The sequence below is a fragment of the Pseudomonas sp. GW821-FHT01E10 genome, assembly GCF_059422365.1.
In genome coordinates, this window is sequence record NZ_JBWKWT010000008.1 from 13,437 (window position 1) to 33,961 (window position 20,525).

The following is a 20,525-nucleotide window of genomic DNA, read 5'->3' on the forward strand; positions in this document are numbered from 1 at the left end:
GCGCGCTCATCGTGCGTGAGCGTCACCTGTTTGGCTAAGGGGGTGGCAGCCCTTCCGGCATTGCGGACAAATGTTCGTGGCAGGCCAGCCATAGGCCTTGTTGTTCTTGGCCAGACGCCTGTTTCTTGAAAACAATCGTCTCGCGTTCCTGGCTGAAGTGTTGCTCCCCTTGCATGCGCAGCTCGGTGGCTACGTCATGGATGAAAATCGCCACGTCACCCTGCAGGCTGACGAAGGCGTTGCTCGAGGTGCACGACAGCACCTCGAAGCCGTCCTCGGCACGCCAGCTGTCCCACAACGCCTGGTAGGCATCGCGCGACAGCAGGGGCTGCTCGAGGGTGTAGAACACGAAGCTGGCGTCGATGCTGAATGCGCCGAAGTAGGCTTCGCGATCGTTTCGGGCAAAGGCCGACACCAGTTCGGCGGCGGCATTGAGTACCTGATCACGTTCGTTCATGACCGATCCTCAGCGATGGACCACGCCTGGCAGTACGCAGAGCATTTCGTACAAAAGGTTGGCGCCCAGCAGCGAGGTGTTGCCGGTGGTGTCGTACGCTGGCGAGACTTCTACCAAATCGCAGCCAACCAGGTCGAGGCCTTGGCAGCCGCGCACGATTTCAATCGCCTGAATGGTCGTCAGACCGCCGATTTCCGGGGTGCCGGTGCCAGGTGCCCAGGCCGGATCGATGCCGTCGATATCGAAACTCAGGTACACCGGACCGTCGCCGACTTTCGCGCGAACTTCGGCCATCAGCGGCGCCAGGGATTTGTGCCAGCATTCTTCAGCCTGAACCACACGGAAGCCTTGATTGCGGCTCCAGTTGAAGTCATCAGCGGTGTAGCCCTGAGCCCGCAGGCCAATTTGCACTACACGGTCGCAATCCAGAAGACCTTCTTCTACCGCGCGACGGAAGGTGGTGCCGTGGGCGATTTTCTCGCCGAACATGTGATCGTTCACGTCCGCGTGAGCGTCGATGTGCACCAGGCCGACCTTGCCGTGCTTTTTATGGATGGCACGCAGGATCGGCAGGGTGATGGTGTGGTCGCCGCCCAGCGTCAGGGGGATCACATCGTGTTCGAGGATATTGTCGTAGGCCTCTTCGATGATCCGCACGGCGTCCAGCAGGTTGAAGGTGTTGATCGCCACGTCACCGATGTCGGCAACCGACAGCGAGTCGAACGGCGCAGCGCCGGTGGCCATGTTGTACGGACGGATCATTACCGATTCAGCGCGGATTTCACGCGGCCCGAAACGGGTGCCGGGGCGCAGGGACGTGCCGATGTCCAGCGGGATGCCGATAAAGGCAGCGTCCAGGCCGGCAGCGGATGGCAAATGGGGGAGTCGCAGCATGGTGGCGATGCCGCCGAAGCGCGGCATTTCATTGCCGCCCAGTGGTTGGTGAAGAATCTTGTCCACGGGTAAGGCCTCATCGTCGTTGTTTTATTTATGCAGGTAAGCCGCTCGGGGAGAGACGGGCACCGCTGTGGGCCGATTCTGCGAAATGCAGTGGCCGGGAAGAATCGCTACGGGCAAATACTTAGTTCAGATTTTTCTAAACTAATGGCGGGCGGGAAGATAGACTCCCCACCATGCACCGAACCCTTGTGGCGAGGGAGCTTGCTCCCGCTGGGCTGCGAAGCGGCCCCAAAACCATTAAGCCCGGTTGCATCGGGCAGACCGCATGAGTCGGGTTTACGACTGCTTCGCAGCCGAGCGGGAGCAAGCCCCCTCGCCACAAAAGCAACATGCACTACCTTGCAATGGAGCCCCCCCATGGCCAACGCTTTACCCGACCTGAAACTATTGCGCATCTTCGTCAGCGTGGTCCGCCATCAGGGGTTCGCCAACGCCCAGCACGAGCTCAATCTCTCGACGTCGGCCATCAGCACTTATATGAGCCAGCTCGAAGCGGCCCTCGGCCTGGTGCTCTGCCATCGTGGTCGCGGCGGTTTCAGCCTGACCAGCAAGGGCGAGCTGTTCCATCAGGAAACCCTGCGTCTGTTGGCCGAACTCGAAGGTTTCGAACAATACGCCGCCGCCCTCAAAGGCGAATTGCGCGGCACGTTGAACCTGGGGGTGATCGATTCCACCGTCAGCGACAAGGCCTTGCCGTTCGCCGAAGCCATCGGCGCCTACAGCCAGGAACACCCGGCGGTGCACTTGCATCTCTCGGTCATGAGCCCCTACGAACTGCAACTCGGCGTGCAGGACAACCGCCTCGACCTGGCCATCGGTGCCTTTTCCACGCGCATGAGCGGTCTGGTCTACATGCCGCTCTACCGCGAACAGCACTGGCTGTATTGCAGCAGCCGTCATCCGCTGTTCAACGAGCGGCGCATCCCCGAACAGGTCATCACCCAACAACGCATGGTCGGTCGCGGCTATTGGAGCCAGGCCGAACTGGCGCGTCATGGTTTCAAGCACAGCGCGGCGACCGTGGAAAGTATGGAGGCCCAGCTGATTCTGGTGCTGTCCGGCGCCTACATCGGTTACCTGCCGGAGCACTACGCCCAGGCCTGGGCCGACAAGGGGGATTTGCGCGTGCTGCTGCCGGCGACGTTCGGTTATCAGGCGCCATTCTCGATGATCGTGCGCCGTGGCCGTAGCCGCGAACCGCTGATCCAGACCTTCCGTGATTTGCTCAAAGCACAGCTCAATCAGGCTTAAGAAAATGTCCAGAATCCAGTGCCCGCGCTGCCTGCGTCCGCAAACCCATTGTCTGTGCCCACTGATCCCAAGCCTGGATAGCCGCACGCGGGTGTTGCTGTTGCAGCATCCGAGTGAAGTGAACCATGCATTGAACACCGCACGATTGGCTGCGTTGGGACTCAAGAATGCCGAGTTGATCGTGGGCGAGGTGTTCGAGGATTTGCCGGCGTTGTTGAATCAACCGGGCTATCAGGCGCGGCTGTTGTTTCCCGGTGAAGATGCGCAGCCGATGCAGGCGTACACCGCGAGTGATAAGCCGCTGCTGCTGGTGGTTCCGGACGGTACCTGGCGCAAGGCGCGCAAGATGCTGCACCTCAATCCGTTGCTGGCGGCGTTGCCGAGAGTGACATTGGCCGAGGGCGGGGTGTCGCGTTATCGCTTGCGCAAGGCACCTGGGCCTGGGGCGTTGTCGACGGTGGAGGCGATTGTGCAGGCGTTGCAGACCCTTGAAGCGCCGACCACTTTCGAACCGTTATTGAAACCGTTCGAGGCGTTGATCGAGGGGCAGATTGCGGCGATGGGGGAGGAGACCTATCAGAAGAATCACGGCCGGTGATGACTTGTGGCGAGGGAGCTTGCTCCCGCTGGGCTGCGCAGCAGCCCCAAAACCATTCAGCCTGTGTGTCAGGGAAATCATGCTGACAGGTTTTGGGAGCGCTTCGCACTCCAGCGGGAGCAAGCTCCCTCGCCACAGGGACAGCGTGAGACTTAGCGTTCGCGCATCGCCTCGGTCCGTGCCTTCAACACCGGTTTAAGCAGGTAATCCAGCACGCTTTTCTCCCCGGTAATAATGTCCACCGTCGCCACCATCCCCGGAATGATCAGTAGCGGTTTCACGTCCCCGCCCAGGTGATTCTTGTCGGTCCTGACCTGAATCAGATAGAAACTGTTGCCCTTGTCATCGGTGATGGTGTCCGCCCCGATCAACTCAAGCCTGGCACTCAACCCCCCATAAATCGTGTAGTCATAAGCGCTGAACTTGACCATGGCTTTCTGGCCCGGGTGCAGGAACGCCACGTCTTGAGGGCGGACCTTGGCTTCGATCAGCAGGTTGTCCTCCACGGGCACGATTTCCACCATGTCGCTGCCCGGCTGGACCACGCCGCCGATGGTATTGACCTTCAGCACTTTGATGATGCCGTGAACCGGCGACACCACCGTGGTGCGTGTCACCCGGTCGTCGATGGCAATGCTCGTGGCGGTGATTTTCGACAGGTCGGTGCGTTTCTCATTCAGCTCTTTCGCCGCGTCCGAGCGGAAGGATTGTTCGGACTCGTCGATCTTGCTTTTGATCTCATTGATCGCTGATTCCGCCCGGGGAATCGCCAGGGTCGTGGCGTTCAGCGAGCCGCGGATTTCCACCGCGCTGCGTTTGAGCCGCAGGATTTCCACCGGCGACACCGCCCCGGTGCCCACCAGCGGCGCCGACATGTTCATCTCTTGTTGCAGCAGCGCCAGGCTGGAACTGAACTGCCCCTGTTTGGAACGGAACTCCGCCAGCTCCTGGGTTTTTTGCCGAAGTTGTTCAGTCAGCGTGCGTTGTTCGCTGGCCAGTCGGCGCTGGCGTTGTTCATACAGCGAGCGTTCGTCCTCGGCCACTTGCGGCGCCTTGGCGATGACTTCCGGGGACAGCTTGAACGGCCGGCTTTCCGCTTCGGCAGACAATCGTTCGACCTGCGCGATCAAGGCATAGCGGTCCGCTTCGCTTTCGCCCTTGTTCGACAGGAATCGCGTGTCATCCAGGCGCAGCAAGGTGTCGCCCTTGTTCACCATTTGCCCTTCGCGAACGAAAATCTCGGTGACGATGCCGCCTTCCAGGTTCTGGATCACCTGTATCTTGCTCGACGGAATCGCCTTGCCTTCGCCCATGGTGACTTCCTGCAACACGGCGAATTTGGCCCAGACCAGCGCGCTGATCAGCAGCGCCGCCGCCAGCCACACGGTGATCCGCGACCAGCGCGGTGAATCCTGCAACGAGGCGCCGGCGGTTTCCGGCATGAACTCGCTCTCGGCACTTTTGCTGAAACTGCCGAAGTAGCTTCGGGCCGCTGAATCCGGTGTTTGAGCAGACATGGGACGATACCCGTCAGTTAAGAGAAGTAATGCCGAACAAAAAACTGTGGCGAGGGAGCTTGCTCCCGTTCGGCGGCGAAGCCGTCGCAAAAGTCCAGCTGACACAACGAGGTGAATGGGGCTGCTGCGCAACCCAGCGGGAGCAAGCTCCCTCGCCACAGGTATGTATTGGCATCGAGTGGGCGCTCCTAAACCGTTGCAGAGCCGACGCGGCCCTTGCGCAATGCATCGATCACCGCTTCTTTCGGGCCGTCGGCGACGATCCGCCCGTTGTCCAGCACCACCAGCCGATCCACCAGGCTGAGCATCGAGGAGCGGTGGGTCACCAGCAGCACGGTTTTGCCCTGGACCCAGCCGTGGAGTTTCTGCCGCAGAAGGTCTTCGCTGCTGTTGTCCATGGCGCTGGTCGGTTCGTCGAGCAGCATGATTGGCGGATCAAGCAACAAGGCCCGCGCCAGCAACACCGCTTGCCGTTGCCCACCCGACAGCAATTGACCGCGCTCGCCCACTGGCCGATCAAACCCTTGTGGATGCTGACGCGCCAGTTCAGTCACGCCGGTCAGCTCAGCGACTTCAAGCATCCGGGCATCGCTGACATAACGGGCGCCGAGGGTCAGGTTGTCGCGCAGGCTGCCGGCCAACAAGGGCAGGTCGTGGGCGACGTAGCCGATCTGTTGACGCAGGTCGGCGACGTCCAGTTGCCGCAGGTCCAGGCCATCGAGCAGCAACTGGCCTTCTTCCGGCGCGTAGAAACCCATCACCAGCCGCGCCAAGGTGCTTTTGCCCGAGCCGCTACGGCCGATGATGCCGATCCGCTCGCCCGGTTTCATGCTGAAGCTGACGTTGGCCAGGGCCGGCGCGTTCTGGCCGTTGTAGTGGAACGTTACGCCGCAGACGTCCAGGGCGCCTTGCAGTTGCGTGCGCTCCAGTGGCCGCTGCCTGGCGTCGCGCTCTTGCGGCAACGACATCAGCGAATCGGTGCTTTTCATGGTCAGTTGCGCTTGCTGGTAACGGGTAATCAACCCGGCGATCTGCCCCAGCGGCGCGAGCACGCGGCTGCCGAGCATATAGCTTGCCACCAGCGCACCGACGCTGAGGTTGCCGGCGATGATGCTATAGACCCCGGCGACGATGGTCGCCATGCCGGAGAACTGCTGAATGAACAGCGTGCCGTTGGTGGCCAGCGCGGAGAGGTTGCGCGCATGGCTGTCGAGGCGGGTGAGGGCGCCGTGGGTGCTTTCCCATTTGTGCTGGCGCTCGCTTTCAGCGCTGCAGGCCTTGAGGGTTTCCAGGCCGCCGAGGGTTTCGATCAGCAGGGCCTGGCGTTCGGCACCGAGGCTCAGACTCTTCTGCACGGTGTCGCGCAGGCGCGCCTGAATCACCATGGCGAAGAGGATCGTGATGGGGAAGGCCAGCAGTGGAATCACCACCAGCCAGCCGCCGAGCAGGCCGATCACCACCAGCATCAGCACAGCGAAGGGCATGTCGATCAGGCTGGTCAGCGTGACGGCGGTGAGAAACTCCCGCAGGCCCTGGAAGTCATGAATGCTCTGGGCGAAACCACCGATGGTTGCGGGTCGCGCTTTCATCGCCATGCCGGTGATGCGTTCGAACAGGGTCGCTGAAAGAATCACGTCGGTTTTCTTCCCGGCAGTGTCCAGCAAGTGCGCACGAACCACCCGCAGCACCAACTCAAAACCGGTGCCGATCAGCAGGCCGATCGACAGCACCCACAAGGTTGAAGTGGCCTGGTTCGGCACCACCCGGTCGTAGGTCTGCATTACGAACAGCGGCACCATCAGGCCCAGCAGGTTGATCAGGAAACTTGCCAGAATCGCATCGCTGTACAGCCATTTCGACAGCTTCAGCGTGTCGCGAAACCACGCCTCGACCCGCGGCACCAGCGGCGCGCGCAAGTCTTCGAGTTCATGCCGTGGCCGGGCGAACAAGGCCTGGCCGCTGTAGTTGGCGGCCAGCTCGTCCGTGCTGACCCACTGTTCTCCGCCGTCGGCTTCGCTGGGCAGAATCAGCGCCTGACCATCGTCGCCCCAACGGCGCAAGACCGCGCAGCGGCCATGGTTGAGGATCAGCATCACCGGCAGGTTGAGCGCAGAAATATCCGCCAGTTCACGGCGCAGCACCCGCGCCTGCAAACTGGCCCGGGCCGCTGCGCGGGGCAGCAGGTCCAGGCTCAAGCGTTGGTGTGCCATTGGCAGCCCGGCACTCAGGCTGGCACGACTGACCGTCGCGCCGTGGAGTTTGCAGAGAATCAACAGGCCGTCCAGAAGCGGATCATCGAAACTAAGACGCGGATCGACACCCGTGTTGCCGGTTTCCATGCTGGTCACATTGATCGCTCCTACACGGCGTTACTTCATTTGAGTTCAGGCAAGCGCGCTTCGTTTTTCACTTCGGTGGCGGCGATCGCATCGGCGGGCAGCACCACCCGTTGCTTGCTCAACAACTGGCCCATGTTCGCCAGCACGCGGTACATCGAGAACTCCTCGGTGTAGCGCACTTCGGTGTAGCGGCGGTTGGCGTTGTAGAGCTCGTTTTCACTGTCGAGCAAGTCGAGCAGAGTCCGTTGGCCGAGACCGAACTGATCCTGATACGCCGCCCGTACTCGGGTGGTGGTTTCGGCGTATTCACGGGCGGTCGGGGTTTGTTTCTTGGCGTTTTGCATGGCGTTCCAGGCCAGGTGGATGTTCTCGTTGAGCTGGCGCAATGCGTTGTTGCGGATGTCCATCGCCTGGTTGATCTGATGCGCATCGGAGGCCAACCGGGCCTTGTCGCTGCCGCCACGGAACAGGTTGTAGTTCATCACCACGCCCACTCGCCATTCGTTGTCGTGGCCTTGATCGCCCTGCACATTGTTATTGGCGCCCACCGCTGCTTCGGCGTCGAAGCGTGGGTAGAACGGCGACTTGGCGACTTCGTACTGGCTCTCGGCCGATTGCACATCAGCCTGGGCGGATTTCAGGTACGGGTTGTTTTCCACCATGCTCTGCTGGGCTTCGGGCAGGGTGGCGGGCAGTTCGCCGCGGGTCGACGGCGGCGCTTCGAGTTCATCGGGCATGCGCCCCACGACGCTGTAGAAATTCGCTTCGGCATCGGCCAGATCGACTTCGGCGGTGTCGAGGTTGTTTTGCGCCAGTGCCCGGCGAGCGGTGGACTGGTCGGCGTCGGCGTTGCTGCCGATCCCACGCTGGGTACGCAGGCCGATCTGATCGTTGACCCGCATGTGCGCTTGTAGATTGTTCTTGGCCAGGGTCACCAGTTCGCGGCGCTTGAGCACTTCGAGGTACACCTCGATGGTGCGCAGGGCCAGGTCCTGGGCGGTGCCTTGAGCGTAATAGGCCCGCGAGTTGGACACGCCTTTGGTGCGCGCGACCTCGTTGGCGGTGTTGAAACCATCAAACAGCATTTGCCGCAGGCGCAGTTCCGACTGGGTGTAGGTGAGGATTTCGGTGTTGTGATTGCCTCGCGACCGGGTGGTGGTGTTATCGCTGTAGCCGCGACCATAGGCGGCGTTCAAATCCACCGATGGATAAAAGCCCCCTTTAGCGACTTTAATCTGCTCGTCGGCCGAGAGCCGGGCATCGACCCGAGACGCCAGTTCCGGGTGGGTCGCAATGGTGCTCTGGATCGCCTCGGTCAATGACATCGCCTGAGCCTGAGAAGCGCAGGCCATGGCCAGCAGAATCGCACTGCAAAGGGGGGTTAAAACGCGCATGGGTGCATCTCCCTGATTCCTGATGGTGCTTAGCGGTCGCCATTTTTTTGACGATATTTTTAGATGAAACCGTTTCATGCCTGTAACAACAGAGCTAAGAACATCCTGAAGCGTAGCTAAGAAAAATTTTTCATAAGGGCTATGCCAAAAAAAACTTATGCGGCCTGAAAAATCCAGCACATTGTTCAATGCGAAAGCCTTTGTTTTATTGGCTTTCTGGAACATCAACAGGGTTTTGGAAAGTTCCATTCACTTTTCGACACAGGGCGAAGAAGTGCTGGAGGGGAGGAGAGCGAGACGGTTTAGAGGCGACATTTTTTTGTCACTCGAGTGATTCAGAACCGTTACGCATGCGTTTGCAGGCCGGTCGTTTTGGAAGTGGGTCCCGATGCCATTGATTGCAGAGGGTTTTATCCCGATCCCAAGACACCCCCCTCGCGAGCGACACGCCTGGCGAGAGTGTCGGGAGGCAGCGGTTTACTTCAGGTAAACGCTTTCCGGCACGCGGGTCTCGGGCAACCTGCTTGAACCATGAGCACGTTTCTTCGCGCAAACAGGATGCCGACAGCAGTTGGCAGCGGAGGAATGCACATGGCAACGCTCATCGGTATCGTCAGTAAGGTCATCGGTCAGGTGTATGCAGTGGCGGGTGATGGCACTCGACGGGCACTGATCGAGGGCGATCGGCTGTTTGCCGGCGAGCAGCTGGTCACCGGGGCTGAAGGGGCGGTGGCGGTGCATATGCAAAATGGCCAGGAGCTGACGCTGGGGCGTGACAGCAGCCTGCAAATGAATGCCCAGTTACTGGCGCACCAGGTGCCGCATGTGGAGACCACTGATGCGGTAACGCCGAGCCAGGCGCAACTGACCGATGTCGAGCAACTGCAAAAAGCCATTGCCGCCGGTGCCGACCCGACCCAGACCGCTGAGGCCACCGCCGCCGGACCGGGCGCAACGGGCGCGCCCGGTGGTGCGCTGGGTGGTGGCCACAGTTTTGTGCTGTTGGAGGAAGTGGGCGGGCGGGTCGATCCCACGATTGGTTTCCCCACCGCCGGCTTCAACGGTATTCCCGAATTCCCCCTGGAACGCCGGGACGCTGCGCCGGACAACGGCGATAAAGGCATCGTTACGCCGTTTGCCGCGAACGTGCCGAATCACCCGGTCATCCTCACCGGCCTGTCGGTGGCGGGCGGTGAACTGACCCTCAATGAAGCCAACCTGGCGGACGGGTCGGCCAGCAACCCGGGGGCACTGACCCAGCACAGTACGTTCACAGTGTCTGCGCCCGACGGGCTGAGCAGCCTGAGCATCGGCGGGATCAGCGTGATCAGTGGCGGGGTGCCCATCGGTTTTCCGCAGTCGATCACCACTCAACTGGGCAACACCCTGACGATCACCGGCTACAACCCGGCCACCGGCGTGGTCAGTTACAGCTACACCCTGGTCGGCAACGAAACCCATTCCGCCGGTGACGGCACCAACAATCTCAGTGAACAATTCACTGTGGTTGCGAACGACAGCAACGGCGATACCGCCACCGGTTCGCTGGACGTCAATATCACCGACGATGTGCCCAAGGCCATCGACGACAGCAACGCCCATACCGCGTCGGAAACCCTGCTGACCCTGACCGGCAGCGTGCTGCCCAACGACGTCCAGGGCGCCGACCGCATTGCCACCGGCCCCGACAGCGGGCCGATCATCGGCGGCACTTTCACCGGGACGTTCGGTACCTTGGTACTCAATGCCAACGGCACCTACACCTACACCCTGAACACCAACGATGCCGATTTCAAAGCCTTGCACGGCGGTGGCAACGGCACCGAAAATTTCGTCTACACCCTTACCGATTCCGATGGCGATACCAGCACCGCGACGCTGGTGCTGAACATCCATAACAACGACGACCTGGTGACGCTCGATGGCCTGAACGTCAACGGCGGCGAACTGACCGTCTACGAAAAAAACCTCAGCGACGGCAGCAGCCCTGATGCATCGGCGCTGACCCAGAGCGGCACATTCACCATTACTGCGCTGGATGGCGTGCAAACCCTCAGCGTCGGCGGAATCAATGTGGTGGTTGGCGGTGTATCGGCGGGTTTCCCGCAATCAATCGTCACGCCGCTGGGCAGTACGCTGACCATTAGCGGCTACGACAGCGCGACCGGCGTGGTCAGCTACAGCTACACCCTCGTCGACAACGAAATGCATCCGAATGCCAACGGCGCCAACAGTCTCTCCGAGCAGTTTGCGGTCACCGTGGTGGACGACAACGGCACCACCGCGACTGGCAGTCTTGATGTGAACATCGTCGATGACCTGCCTCATGCCGTGGACGACAGCAACGCCAATACGGCATCGGAAACCCTGCTGACCCTGACCGGCAGCGTGCTGCCCAATGACGTCCAGGGCGCCGACCGCATTGCCACCGGCCCCGACAGCGGGCCGATCATCGGCGGCACTTTCACCGGGACGTTCGGTACCTTGGTACTCAATGCCAACGGCACGTACACCTACACCCTGAACACCAGCGACGCCGATTTCAAAGCCCTGCACGGCGGTGGCAACGGCACCGAAAATTTCGTCTACACCCTTACCGATTCCGATGGCGATACCAGCACCGCGACGCTGGTGCTGAACATCCATAACAACGACGACCTGGTGACGCTCGATGGCCTGAACGTCAACGGCGGCGAACTGACCGTCTACGAAAAAAACCTCAGCGACGGCAGCAGCCCCAACACACCGGCGCTGACCCAGAGCGGCACCTTCACCGTCACCGCGCTCGACGGTTTGCAAACCCTGACGGTGGGCGGCATCGCGGTGGTCACCGGTGGCGTGGCCGCAGGCTTCCCGCAGTCGATCGTCACTCCGCTTGGCAGCACGCTGACCGTCACCGGTTACGACAGCGCGACCGGCGTGGTCAGCTACAGCTATACCCTGGTGGATAACGAAACCCACCCGAACGCCAACGGCACCAACAGCATCACCGAGAACCTCAACGTCGTCGCCACTGACGTCGACGGCAGCACGGCGTTGGGCCAGATCAACGTCAACATCGTCGATGACTTGCCCACCGCCAACCCGGACCACGCCTCAGTGGCCGAGGGCGCGACGGTCTCGGGCAACGTGCTGGGCAACGACATCGGCGGCGCCGACGGGCCGGCACTCGGTGGCGCGGTGGTCGGCGTACGCGCCGGCAGCGACACCTCGACTTCAGCCATCGGTGGCTTGAACAGTCAAATCAACGGCACCTATGGCTACCTGACCCTGGATGCCAACGGCGATGCGGTCTATCACAGCAATCCAAATGCCGTGAACGGCCCTGGTGCGACCGACGTGTTCACTTACACCGTGCGCGATGCCGACGGTGATGAAAGCACCACCACCATTACCATCGACGTGGCCAACTGCACCCTCGTGGCTGCCACCGACACCGATGTGACGGTTAATGAAAAAGCGCTGGACCTGACCAAGGACGGGCAGGACCTGGCGGCGGGCACGGTCGTCGGCAGCGAGCCTGGCAACACCGGCGAAACCGCCTCGGGCACGCTGGTGGGTTCAGTCACCGGCACCAGCGACACCATTACGTACAGCCTGGTCGGCAGCGCCAACGGAACCTACGGGCAAATCCTGCTCAACCCGGACGGCAGCTACACCTACACCCTGACCTCGCCCCCCACGACCACCCCTCACGCCAACGACGGTGCGAACACCCTGAGCGAAAGCTTCACCTATCAGGCCACCGATTCTCTGGGCAACAGCGTCACCGGCAGCATCGTGATCAACATCGTCGATGACGTGCCAACCGCTCATGCCGATGTCGTCTCAGTGGCGGAAGGCGGCACGGTCAGCGGCAATGTGTTGGGCAATGATGTGCTCGGTGCTGACGGCCCGGCCTTGGGTGGCGCGGTGGTTGGCGTGCGCGCCGGCGGCGATACCTCGACTTCGGCCATCGGTGGCTTGAACACGCACATTACCGGCACTTACGGCTATCTCACCCTGGATGCCAACGGCAACGCCGTGTACCACAGCAATCCGAACTCGGTCGGTGAACCGGGCGCCACGGACGTGTTCACCTACACCGTGCGCGATGGCGACGGCGATGAAAGCACCACGACCATCACCATCGACATCTCCAACTGTTCCCTCGTGGTGGCCCCCGATAACGACGTGACCGTTTACGAAAAGGCGTTGGATCTGACCAAGGACGGCCAGGACCTGGCGGCGGGCACCGTCATCGGCAGCGAGCCTGACAACACCGGTGAAACTGCCTCGGGCACGTTGGTCGGTTCAATCACGGGCGGCACTGGTGCAATCACTTACGCTCTGGTCGGCAGCGCCACCGGCACCTATGGGCAAATCCTGCTCAACCCGGACGGCTCCTACACCTACACCCTGACCTCGGCACCCACCACCACGCCGCACGCCAACGACGGACCGAACACCCTGAGCGAGAGCTTCACCTACCAGGCCACCGACTCTGTGGGCAACAGCGTCACCAGTACCATCGTGATCAACATCGTCGATGACGTGCCGACGGCCCATTGCGATTCGGTTTCGGTGGTGGAGGGCGGCACGGTCAGCGGCAATGTGCTGGACAACGATGTGCTCGGCGCTGATGGCCCGGCCTTGGGTGGGGCAGTGGTCGGCGTGCGTGCCGGCAGCGACACCTCGACCTCGGCCATCGGTGACTTGAACACGCAAATCAACGGCGCTTACGGCTACCTGATCCTGGATGCCAGCGGCAATGCGGTGTACCACAGCAACCCGAATTCGGTCGGCGAAGCGGGCGCCACGGACACCTTCACCTACACCGTGCGCGATGCCGACGGCGATGAAAGCACCGCCACGATCACTGTTGACGTCTCCAACAACTGCCTCGTAGCCGCCACCGATACCGATGTGACCGTCTACGAAAAAGCGTTGGATCTGACCAAGGACGGCCAGGACCTGGCGGCGGGCAGCGTCACCGGCAGCGAGCCCGGCAACACCGGTGAAACCGGCTCAGGTACGTTGGCAGGCTCGGTCTCTGGCGCCACGGGTGCGATCACCTACACCCTGGTCGGCAGCGCCACCGGCACCTACGGGCAGATCCTGCTCAATCCCGACGGTTCCTACACGTACACTTTGACCTCGGCGCCGAAAACTTCGCCCAACGCCAACGACGGCGCGAACACCCTGAACGAAAGCTTCACCTACCAAGCCACCGATGCCATCGGCAACAGCACCACCGGCACCCTTGTGGTCAGCATCGTCGATGACGTGCCTCACGCCGTCGCCTCGGACCGTTCGGTGCCGGCGGTGCAGATCGACTCCAACCTGATGCTGGTGATCGATGTATCCGGGAGCATGGACGACCCCTCCGGCGTATCGGGCCTGTCGCGGCTGGACCTGGCCAAGCAGGCGATCAGCGCGCTGCTCGACAAGTACGACAATCTGGGTGACGTGAAGGTACAGATCGTCACCTTCAGCAGCAGCGCCACCGACCAGACGTCGATCTGGGTCGATGTGGCGACGGCCAAGTCGATCATCGCTACGCTGACGGCAGGTGGCGGCACCAACTACGACGCGGCCGTGGCAACCATGGAAACCGCATTCGACACCTCGGGCAAACTCATCGGGGCGCAGAACGTCGGCTACTTCTTCTCCGATGGCAAACCCAACGAAGGCGACATCGGCACTGCGGACGAGATCGCGCTCAAAGCCTTCCTCGACGCCAATGGCATCAAGAACTACGCCATCGGCCTGGGCAGCGGCGTCAATAACGCCAGCCTCGATCCGGTGGCCTATGACGGCAGCACGCGCACCGACACCAACGCTGTGGTGGTGACCGACCTCAACCAACTCAACTCGGTACTTTCGGGCACCGTGCAAGGTGCGCCGGTCACCGGTTCGTTGCTGGGCGAGGGCGGTACATTTGGCGCCGATGGCGGTTTCATCAAAACCCTCACGGTCGACGGCACCACCTATACCTACGACCCGAAAGCCAACAGCAATCAGGGTTCGCTGAACTTCAGCGGCGGCGCCAACCACGGCACCTTCAACACCGTCGACAACACCCTGAGCATCGCCACCAACAACAGCGGCACGCTGCTGGTGAACCTCGACACCGGCGAGTACACCTACACCTCGCAGAAAACCACGGCCGTGCAGATCACCGAAAACATCGGCTTCACCGCCAGCGACAACGACGGCGACCTCACCAGTTCGACCCTGACAGTCAACGTGATTCCGAATTCGCCACCGGTGGCAGTCGATGATCACATCATCACCAACGTGCTGTCGGGCAGTATCGTGGTGCCGGGCGAGCTGCTATTGGCCAACGACACCGACCCCAACGGTGATGCGCTCACGGCATCGCCGACTACCTTCAACACGGGTTGGACGGCCAAGGGAGCGGACTTTACCGGCACCAACTCGAGCTTCAGTTTCACCGGCAATAACGTCCAGGCCGTGACCATCGCCCGCAGTGCATTCGTCGCCAACGCTGCCGCCATGACCGCCATGCTGGTGGTCAGCGGGGCCTTGGGGGCGGTCAGCACCAACAATACCAACGATGAGGACCGCATCACCGTCAACCTCAAACAGGGCGAGACCCTCAACCTGGACCACAACCTGGCGGCCGGCCACATCACCATGGAGTACTCGGTCAATGGCGGCGCTTACATGGCTCTCGCCGATGGCCAGACCATCACCGCCACGGCGGACGGCACGTACCAGATCCACATCACCAACATCGACGACGGGGGACCTGGCAACAGCGGGAAGGGGGCGGAAAACTATCAACTGACCATGACCGTCAACTACGCCGGAGCCCAAGACTCCACGCCAGACTTCCACGGCACCTACACCGCGAGCGACAACCACGGCGGCAGCGACAGTGCGGCAGTCGACATCACCTATCAGGCCGGCCATACACTGACCGGCACCTCGGGCGATGACGTGTTGATCGCGGGCACCGGCAACAACATTATCAATGCGGGTGACGGCAACGATGTGCTCACCGCAGGCTCAGGCAATAACGAGATGCATGGCGGCGCCGGCAACGATCTGCTGTTCAGCGGGCCGGGCAACGATTGGCTCGACGGCGGCACCGGTAACGACACCGTGAACTACGCCCATGCCACCGCCGGCGTGACTGTCGACCTCAGCCTGCTCACCGCGCAAAACACCGTTGGCGCAGGCACCGACACCCTGACCGGCATCGAAAACCTCACGGGCTCGAACTTCAACGACAGCCTCACGGGCGACAACAACGGCAACATCATCAACGGCGGTCTGGGTAACGATGTGCTCAACGGCGGAGGCGGCGACGACTTCCTGATCGGCGGCCTGGGCGACAACACCCTCACCGGCGGCAGCGGCGCCGACACCTTCCAGTGGCTTAAAGGCAACAGCGGCCACGACGTCATCACCGACTTCACCCCGGGCACCGACAAACTCGACCTGTCGCAACTGCTGCAAGGCGAGAACGGCACTGCGGCATCGCTGGATGACTACCTGCACTTCAAAGTCACCGGCAGCGGCGCGACCCTGGTCACCAGCATCGACATCAGCGCCATGGCCGGCGCCACGCCGAGCCAGACCATCGACCTGGCCGGTGTGAACCTGGCCAGTCACTACGGCGTCACCCCCGGAGCGAATGGTGTGATTGCCGGCGGTCACGATACCGCGACCATTATCAACGGCATGTTGAACGACCATTCGTTGAAGGTGGATACCGTGTGATCTGAAACGAAACGACAAAACCCGCCATTCCCGGTGAAAGGGGATGGCGGGTTTTTTGTTGGTTGCGGATTTATCTACCGGCCCTGTGCCCGGATACACCTCATGTGGCGAGGGGGCTTGCCCCCGTTCGGCTGCGCAGCAGTCGTAAAACCTGTACATGCAGTTTGCCAGACAGACAGTGATTGCAGGTTTTGGGGGCCGCTTCGCAGCCCAACGGGGGCAAGCCCCCTCGCCACAGGGATCAGGTCATAGGGCAGGGTCAGCCTTCAGTTCCAGACTGTCCAGCGCCCGACTCACCGCCAGTTCACCAAACATGATGAGCTGCGCGACGCCCAGTATCGTATTGCGCTGCGGCCCCTCCAGAAACCCGGCGCAGTCACTGGCGATCACCTTGGCCGAGGCAAAGGACTCGCAGGCATTGGCCAGTAGCTCTTCGATGTTGATGTCCGGGGCAACGGTGTAAATCGTGCTCGGCTTGCGTGGGGGCTTGGGGTCGGACGGTTTGAGGTAGTAATCGAGGGCGCGCTCGGCGGCTTCGTTGAGTTTTTTGGAGTCCGGGGTTTCGTAGGGGGAAACGTCGTCGGTTTCGGGTGGGTTGGGTGTGATTTTGAACATGGTGAAACTCCTACAGGAAATGGAGCCACCAAGACCTGTCGCTAAACAGGTAAGGGTGGCGGCTGCACGCAGGTTAGCGAACCGGGTGTAGGCGCCCGGCAGACCCGAAGGTCTCCCGCGCACAGCCGCCATGACATCAATCGCAGACATGAACAATCTGCAAGAGAGTTTGGAGCGCTGTTGCGCCTACAAAGGTTCGGGTCGCTAAACCCGATCGCTGATTTGTCAGCGACCGGGAAACAATAGAACCCGACCCTTAGGCGCACAAGCCGGCGGATTCTGGCGCAGTCGTAGGCAACGACGCAAGGATGTGTAGCCTGAGTGAGTGTCTGGAGATGTTTTTTAAACATCGTTGTTTATTTCTCATTCAGGCTTAGGAGAGGCAGGGCTGATAAATAATGGCGTGCCCTTTCTCCGAGTCGCTCATTTTTTCGTCCTCTGTTTATATTGTTCGCACCAGTGGTCGCGAGTTTCGGATATTTATTTGCGACCCATGGTGAAGTGATCAAAGGTAATTAAATCCCAGACGCTTGTAATGATCTCTACATACCAAATGTCATTGTCTGAAGTAGAGAAGAATACACGGTGGGGGCCGGGACTATTGGCAAGGTACTGATAAGATAGTCTTGTTTTGTCTTTTCTTAAGAAATTAACCAGTATTCCGTTGCTTTGGACGAATCTGTAGTAAAACTCGACAGAGGAGTAGCCCCAGTTGAACTCGAGTTGCATGTATTGGCTCGTGCCACTGGCGTTTGTATGCATCTCTAGAACTTGTGCAGCGCTTTGGTTATGCACGGGAGGGTAAGGGCCAGTGAGAATGGTGTTTATTGAGTTTATACCCATAATGCCATTTCCTCCGAGAAAGCGAATGGTCATGCTAGGCAGTGATATGGTCTGGCCAAGTGATATAAAGCGTGAGTAGTGGCTATCGAAATTTTCCGACAAAATAGGCTGGATGTTCTTGGCTGTATAGATTAAAGAGCGCGGGAAGATAATCGTTATGGGCTTTTGCCCCTTGAAGTTGGCTTTGACTTCTATATGGAGGGTTGAACCATCCTGTAGCAATAACAGTTGCGCACGTGACAGTGTTCTGGTGAATCCGTTAATCTCTTCCGCAGGTGTCAAGGAACCTCCTGTCACTACGGGAATAACAAGGGATGCTCCATTGCTTCCGATTCCGATGACCCTTACGTCGATAAGATAATTTCCACCCTTAAGCGGCCATGGAATTTTAGTGATGGTGGCATCACCGTCGAATTCATTGATATCCAAGGTCCGCGCACTATCAGCCTGATCGATGATGGGAGCTCCCAAACGAACATCACCGTCGACGATCCGTTCAATCGTCAGTGCCAACGGCGACGATGTCCCTACCGGCTTCCCATCGCGAATCAACTCCCAATACAATTCGACATCGCGCCCCATCCACTCCAATAGAAGCTCGAAAGTTAATCTGAAGTTTGCCCTTTTGTTTTGATTGAATAGCTGCGCAGGAAACGTTTTGTCGCCTGCGATCGGATTCTTGATCATTAGACGCGCTCGATCATTCAACCCCGCTGTCAGGAATTCAATTCGAACCGTTGCTCCATTTGAGTGAGTCAACACATCAATGGGGCTTTTCGCCGGGGCTACCAAAGTTGGTGGGTTCAGATCGAGACGGCCGAGATGTATGTCCAGGCGCCTCTCCGGGGATTTGACCCGGTTGCCCAACTGGTCGACGACATAGAACTCGACCACAGCACTCGGGTTGTCGCCCGCCTTCTGGAACATGTCGGTGAACAGTGTATGGGTGATCGGCGCCGTGCCGTCGGGGACGTCGAACCGGTCCTGGGTGTCGCCCAACAGAAATTCGATGCGGTCATAGTTGCGCCGATTGGCATAGGTGAACCCGAACTCCACCCCTTGCGCTGCCCGTGCGGCGCTGACGCCGTCCTTGAGCACGTCGGCCGGGATCAGCAGATTCAGGTTGTCCGCAGACCGCAGGTGGTACAGCACCAGCAGATCCCGAGAGGGTTCACTGTTCCCGCTGACACGGGTGACCACGTAATGCAACCGATTGACGCCCTGGATCAGGTACCCGTGCGGCAGGTACAGACGCTGGCGCAGTTGTTCCTCTCCGGGTTTGACGGTCTGGCCTGCTCCTGGGACGAGATTGCCGTTGCAATACAAATCCACGCGATCATCGACCGCCATGATCCAGGAGCGCAGCTGCAACTCCTCCCAGTAATCAACCAGGCATTCAAGGCCTTGGGCCTGGCCGTCATAAAGGGCTTTGGGAATACCGCCGTCAGCGATGCCGGCGGGTCTTATCGGGGATACCCAGCCCGGGATGATTATGGGAAACAGCGTAAACAGCTTCGTTAGCTCGGCGGACTGGATATCCATCAAATTCTCCGGGGGAGGCGACAAGTTTCAAGTCCACTCGGGACGAGTACTCATCACACCGCAGGGAAAACAGATTGGCTACTATCAGATCTGACAGGTATATGTGGATTTAAGACGAACGGTCATATCAGTTACATCGGCATCGGCTGCCTGACCAACCGTTTACGGGCGGGTGGTTGTGGGGGGCCACGATACAGCGACCATCATCAACGGCATGCGTGAGCTGAAACGACAAAACCTGCCATCCCTGTTGAAGGAATGGCGGTTTTTTTTGCCGGTGAGATCGTTTTCGCGAGCAGGCTCGCTCTCACACATTCGATCTTCAGTGAACACAAAACAGGCGAACAACCCGGAGCGACTGTGGGAACGAGTTTGCTTGCGAAGAGGCCCGAAAGACCACCATAAAACTTGCAGCCTGAAGGGCTTTTGTGGCGAGGGAGCTTGCTCCCGCTGGGCTGCGAAGCGGCCCCAAAACCATTCGACCCAATTGCATCAGGTAGACCGCATGTACAGGGTTTACGACTGCTGCGCAGCCGAGCGGGAGCAAGCTCCCTCGCCACAGGGGGCAGCGTTTGACCTCAGGTTACAGGGCCGGGTCAGCCTTCAGTTCCAGACTGTCCAGCGCCCGACTCACCGCCAGTTCACCAAACATGATGAGCTGCGCGACGCCCAATATCGTATTGCTCTGCGGCCCCTCCAGAAAACCGGCACAGTCACTGGCGATCACCTTGGCCGAGGCAAAGGACTCGCAGGCATTGGCCAGTAGCTCTTCGATGTCGATGTCCGGGGCAACGGTGTAAATCGTGCTCGGCTTGCGTGGGGGCTTGGGGGCGGACGGTTTGAGGTAGTAATCGAGGGCGCGCTCGGCGGCTTCGTTGAGTTTTTTGGAGTCCGGGGTTTCGTAGGGGGAAACGTCGTCGGTTTCGGGTGGGTTGGGTGTGATTTTGAACATGTTGAAGCTCCTTGATTAATGGAGCTGTCACTGCTCGCTGCGAAACGAGGGAGGTGGCAGCTGTACGCAGGTTCGCAGACCGGGAATCAAGGAACCCGGCAGACCCGAAGATCTCCCGCGCACAGCCGCCATAACGCAATCCAGTTGACGAAAAGAAGCGCCAACTGAAAGGGAACGGTGGCGCAGTGCGCCTTGATTGACCCGGGCTGCGAAACCCGATCAATGATTCGTCAGCGACCGCGAAACGATAGAACCCGCCCCCAAAGCGCACAAGCCGGCGGATTCTGGCGCAGTCGTAGGCAACGGCGCAAGGATGTGTAGCCTGA

Annotated in this window: 11 protein-coding genes; 3 read left to right on the forward strand and 8 right to left on the reverse strand. The window is 60.3% G+C overall.

Going from position 1 to position 20,525, the window contains the following annotated elements:
• Positions 1-34: 34 nt before the first annotated feature.
• Together AC07V0_RS15915 and speB are read right to left on the reverse strand one after the other, a co-directional pair.
• A complete protein-coding gene (locus AC07V0_RS15915) occupies positions 35-457 on the reverse strand; it encodes a YybH family protein (protein WP_018929906.1) in 423 nt (140 codons plus the stop codon).
• A gap of 9 nt (positions 458-466) precedes the next feature.
• Positions 467-1,417 carry an agmatinase gene (gene speB, locus AC07V0_RS15920; protein WP_019648049.1) on the reverse strand — a complete coding sequence of 317 codons (951 nt, stop codon included), beginning with the start codon at positions 1,415-1,417 and terminating at the stop codon, positions 467-469.
• Between the two features lie 357 nt (positions 1,418-1,774).
• Between speB and AC07V0_RS15925 the strand changes: the two genes are divergently transcribed.
• Together AC07V0_RS15925 and AC07V0_RS15930 are read left to right on the forward strand one after the other, a co-directional pair.
• Positions 1,775-2,668: a LysR family transcriptional regulator gene (locus AC07V0_RS15925; protein ID WP_007938472.1), complete on the forward strand. Its 894-nt coding sequence runs from the start codon at positions 1,775-1,777 to the stop codon at positions 2,666-2,668.
• Between the two features lie 4 nt (positions 2,669-2,672).
• On the forward strand, positions 2,673-3,266 hold the full coding sequence (locus AC07V0_RS15930) for a tRNA-uridine aminocarboxypropyltransferase (protein ID WP_086946388.1): 594 nt from the start codon (positions 2,673-2,675) through the stop codon (positions 3,264-3,266).
• A 152-nt stretch (positions 3,267-3,418) separates the two neighbouring features.
• Here AC07V0_RS15930 and AC07V0_RS15935 read toward each other — a convergent pair whose 3' ends face one another.
• The 3 genes from AC07V0_RS15935 to AC07V0_RS15945 all read right to left on the reverse strand — a co-directional run bounded on the left by AC07V0_RS15935 (position 3,419) and on the right by AC07V0_RS15945 (position 8,516).
• Positions 3,419-4,783: an HlyD family type I secretion periplasmic adaptor subunit gene (locus AC07V0_RS15935; RefSeq protein ID WP_086946386.1), complete on the reverse strand. Its 1,365-nt coding sequence runs from the start codon at positions 4,781-4,783 to the stop codon at positions 3,419-3,421.
• 188 nt (positions 4,784-4,971) lie between these two features.
• Positions 4,972-7,131 carry a type I secretion system permease/ATPase gene (locus AC07V0_RS15940; RefSeq protein ID WP_018929910.1) on the reverse strand — a complete coding sequence of 720 codons (2,160 nt, stop codon included), beginning with the start codon at positions 7,129-7,131 and terminating at the stop codon, positions 4,972-4,974.
• Between the two features lie 26 nt (positions 7,132-7,157).
• Positions 7,158-8,516, reverse strand: coding sequence for a TolC family outer membrane protein (locus AC07V0_RS15945; RefSeq protein ID WP_019648053.1), 1,359 nt, complete (start codon positions 8,514-8,516; stop codon positions 7,158-7,160).
• Positions 8,517-9,107: 591 nt separating this feature from the next.
• Between AC07V0_RS15945 and AC07V0_RS15950 the strand changes: the two genes are divergently transcribed.
• A complete protein-coding gene (locus AC07V0_RS15950; RefSeq protein WP_192351584.1) occupies positions 9,108-16,247 on the forward strand; it encodes a retention module-containing protein in 7,140 nt (2,379 codons plus the stop codon).
• Between the two features lie 246 nt (positions 16,248-16,493).
• Here AC07V0_RS15950 and AC07V0_RS15955 read toward each other — a convergent pair whose 3' ends face one another.
• The 3 genes from AC07V0_RS15955 to AC07V0_RS15965 form a co-directional block, all read right to left on the reverse strand.
• Positions 16,494-16,862: a DUF6124 family protein gene (locus AC07V0_RS15955; RefSeq protein ID WP_086946384.1), complete on the reverse strand. Its 369-nt coding sequence runs from the start codon at positions 16,860-16,862 to the stop codon at positions 16,494-16,496.
• A gap of 480 nt (positions 16,863-17,342) precedes the next feature.
• Entirely contained in the window at positions 17,343-19,247 is a 1,905-nt protein-coding gene (locus AC07V0_RS15960) for a hypothetical protein (protein ID WP_086946383.1), read from the reverse strand.
• 583 nt (positions 19,248-19,830) lie between these two features.
• On the reverse strand, positions 19,831-20,199 hold the full coding sequence (locus tag AC07V0_RS15965) for a DUF6124 family protein (protein WP_086946382.1): 369 nt from the start codon (positions 20,197-20,199) through the stop codon (positions 19,831-19,833).
• Positions 20,200-20,525 lie beyond the last annotated feature (326 nt).

Bases quoted from the DNA above. Each gene is read 5' to 3' on its own strand.
- AC07V0_RS15915 (WP_018929906.1), bottom strand. From the start codon at position 457: ATGAACGAACGTGATCAGGTACTCAATGCCGCCGCCGAACTGGTGTCG.
- AC07V0_RS15925 (WP_007938472.1), top strand. From the start codon at position 1,775: ATGGCCAACGCTTTACCCGACCTGAAACTATTGCGCATCTTCGTCAGC.
- AC07V0_RS15930 (WP_086946388.1), top strand. From the start codon at position 2,673: ATGTCCAGAATCCAGTGCCCGCGCTGCCTGCGTCCGCAAACCCATTGT.
- AC07V0_RS15935 (WP_086946386.1), bottom strand. From the start codon at position 4,783: ATGTCTGCTCAAACACCGGATTCAGCGGCCCGAAGCTACTTCGGCAGT.
- AC07V0_RS15945 (WP_019648053.1), bottom strand. From the start codon at position 8,516: ATGCGCGTTTTAACCCCCCTTTGCAGTGCGATTCTGCTGGCCATGGCC.
- AC07V0_RS15950 (WP_192351584.1), top strand. From the start codon at position 9,108: ATGGCAACGCTCATCGGTATCGTCAGTAAGGTCATCGGTCAGGTGTAT.
- AC07V0_RS15955 (WP_086946384.1), bottom strand. From the start codon at position 16,862: ATGTTCAAAATCACACCCAACCCACCCGAAACCGACGACGTTTCCCCC.
- AC07V0_RS15960 (WP_086946383.1), bottom strand. From the start codon at position 19,247: ATGGATATCCAGTCCGCCGAGCTAACGAAGCTGTTTACGCTGTTTCCC.
- AC07V0_RS15965 (WP_086946382.1), bottom strand. From the start codon at position 20,199: ATGTTCAAAATCACACCCAACCCACCCGAAACCGACGACGTTTCCCCC.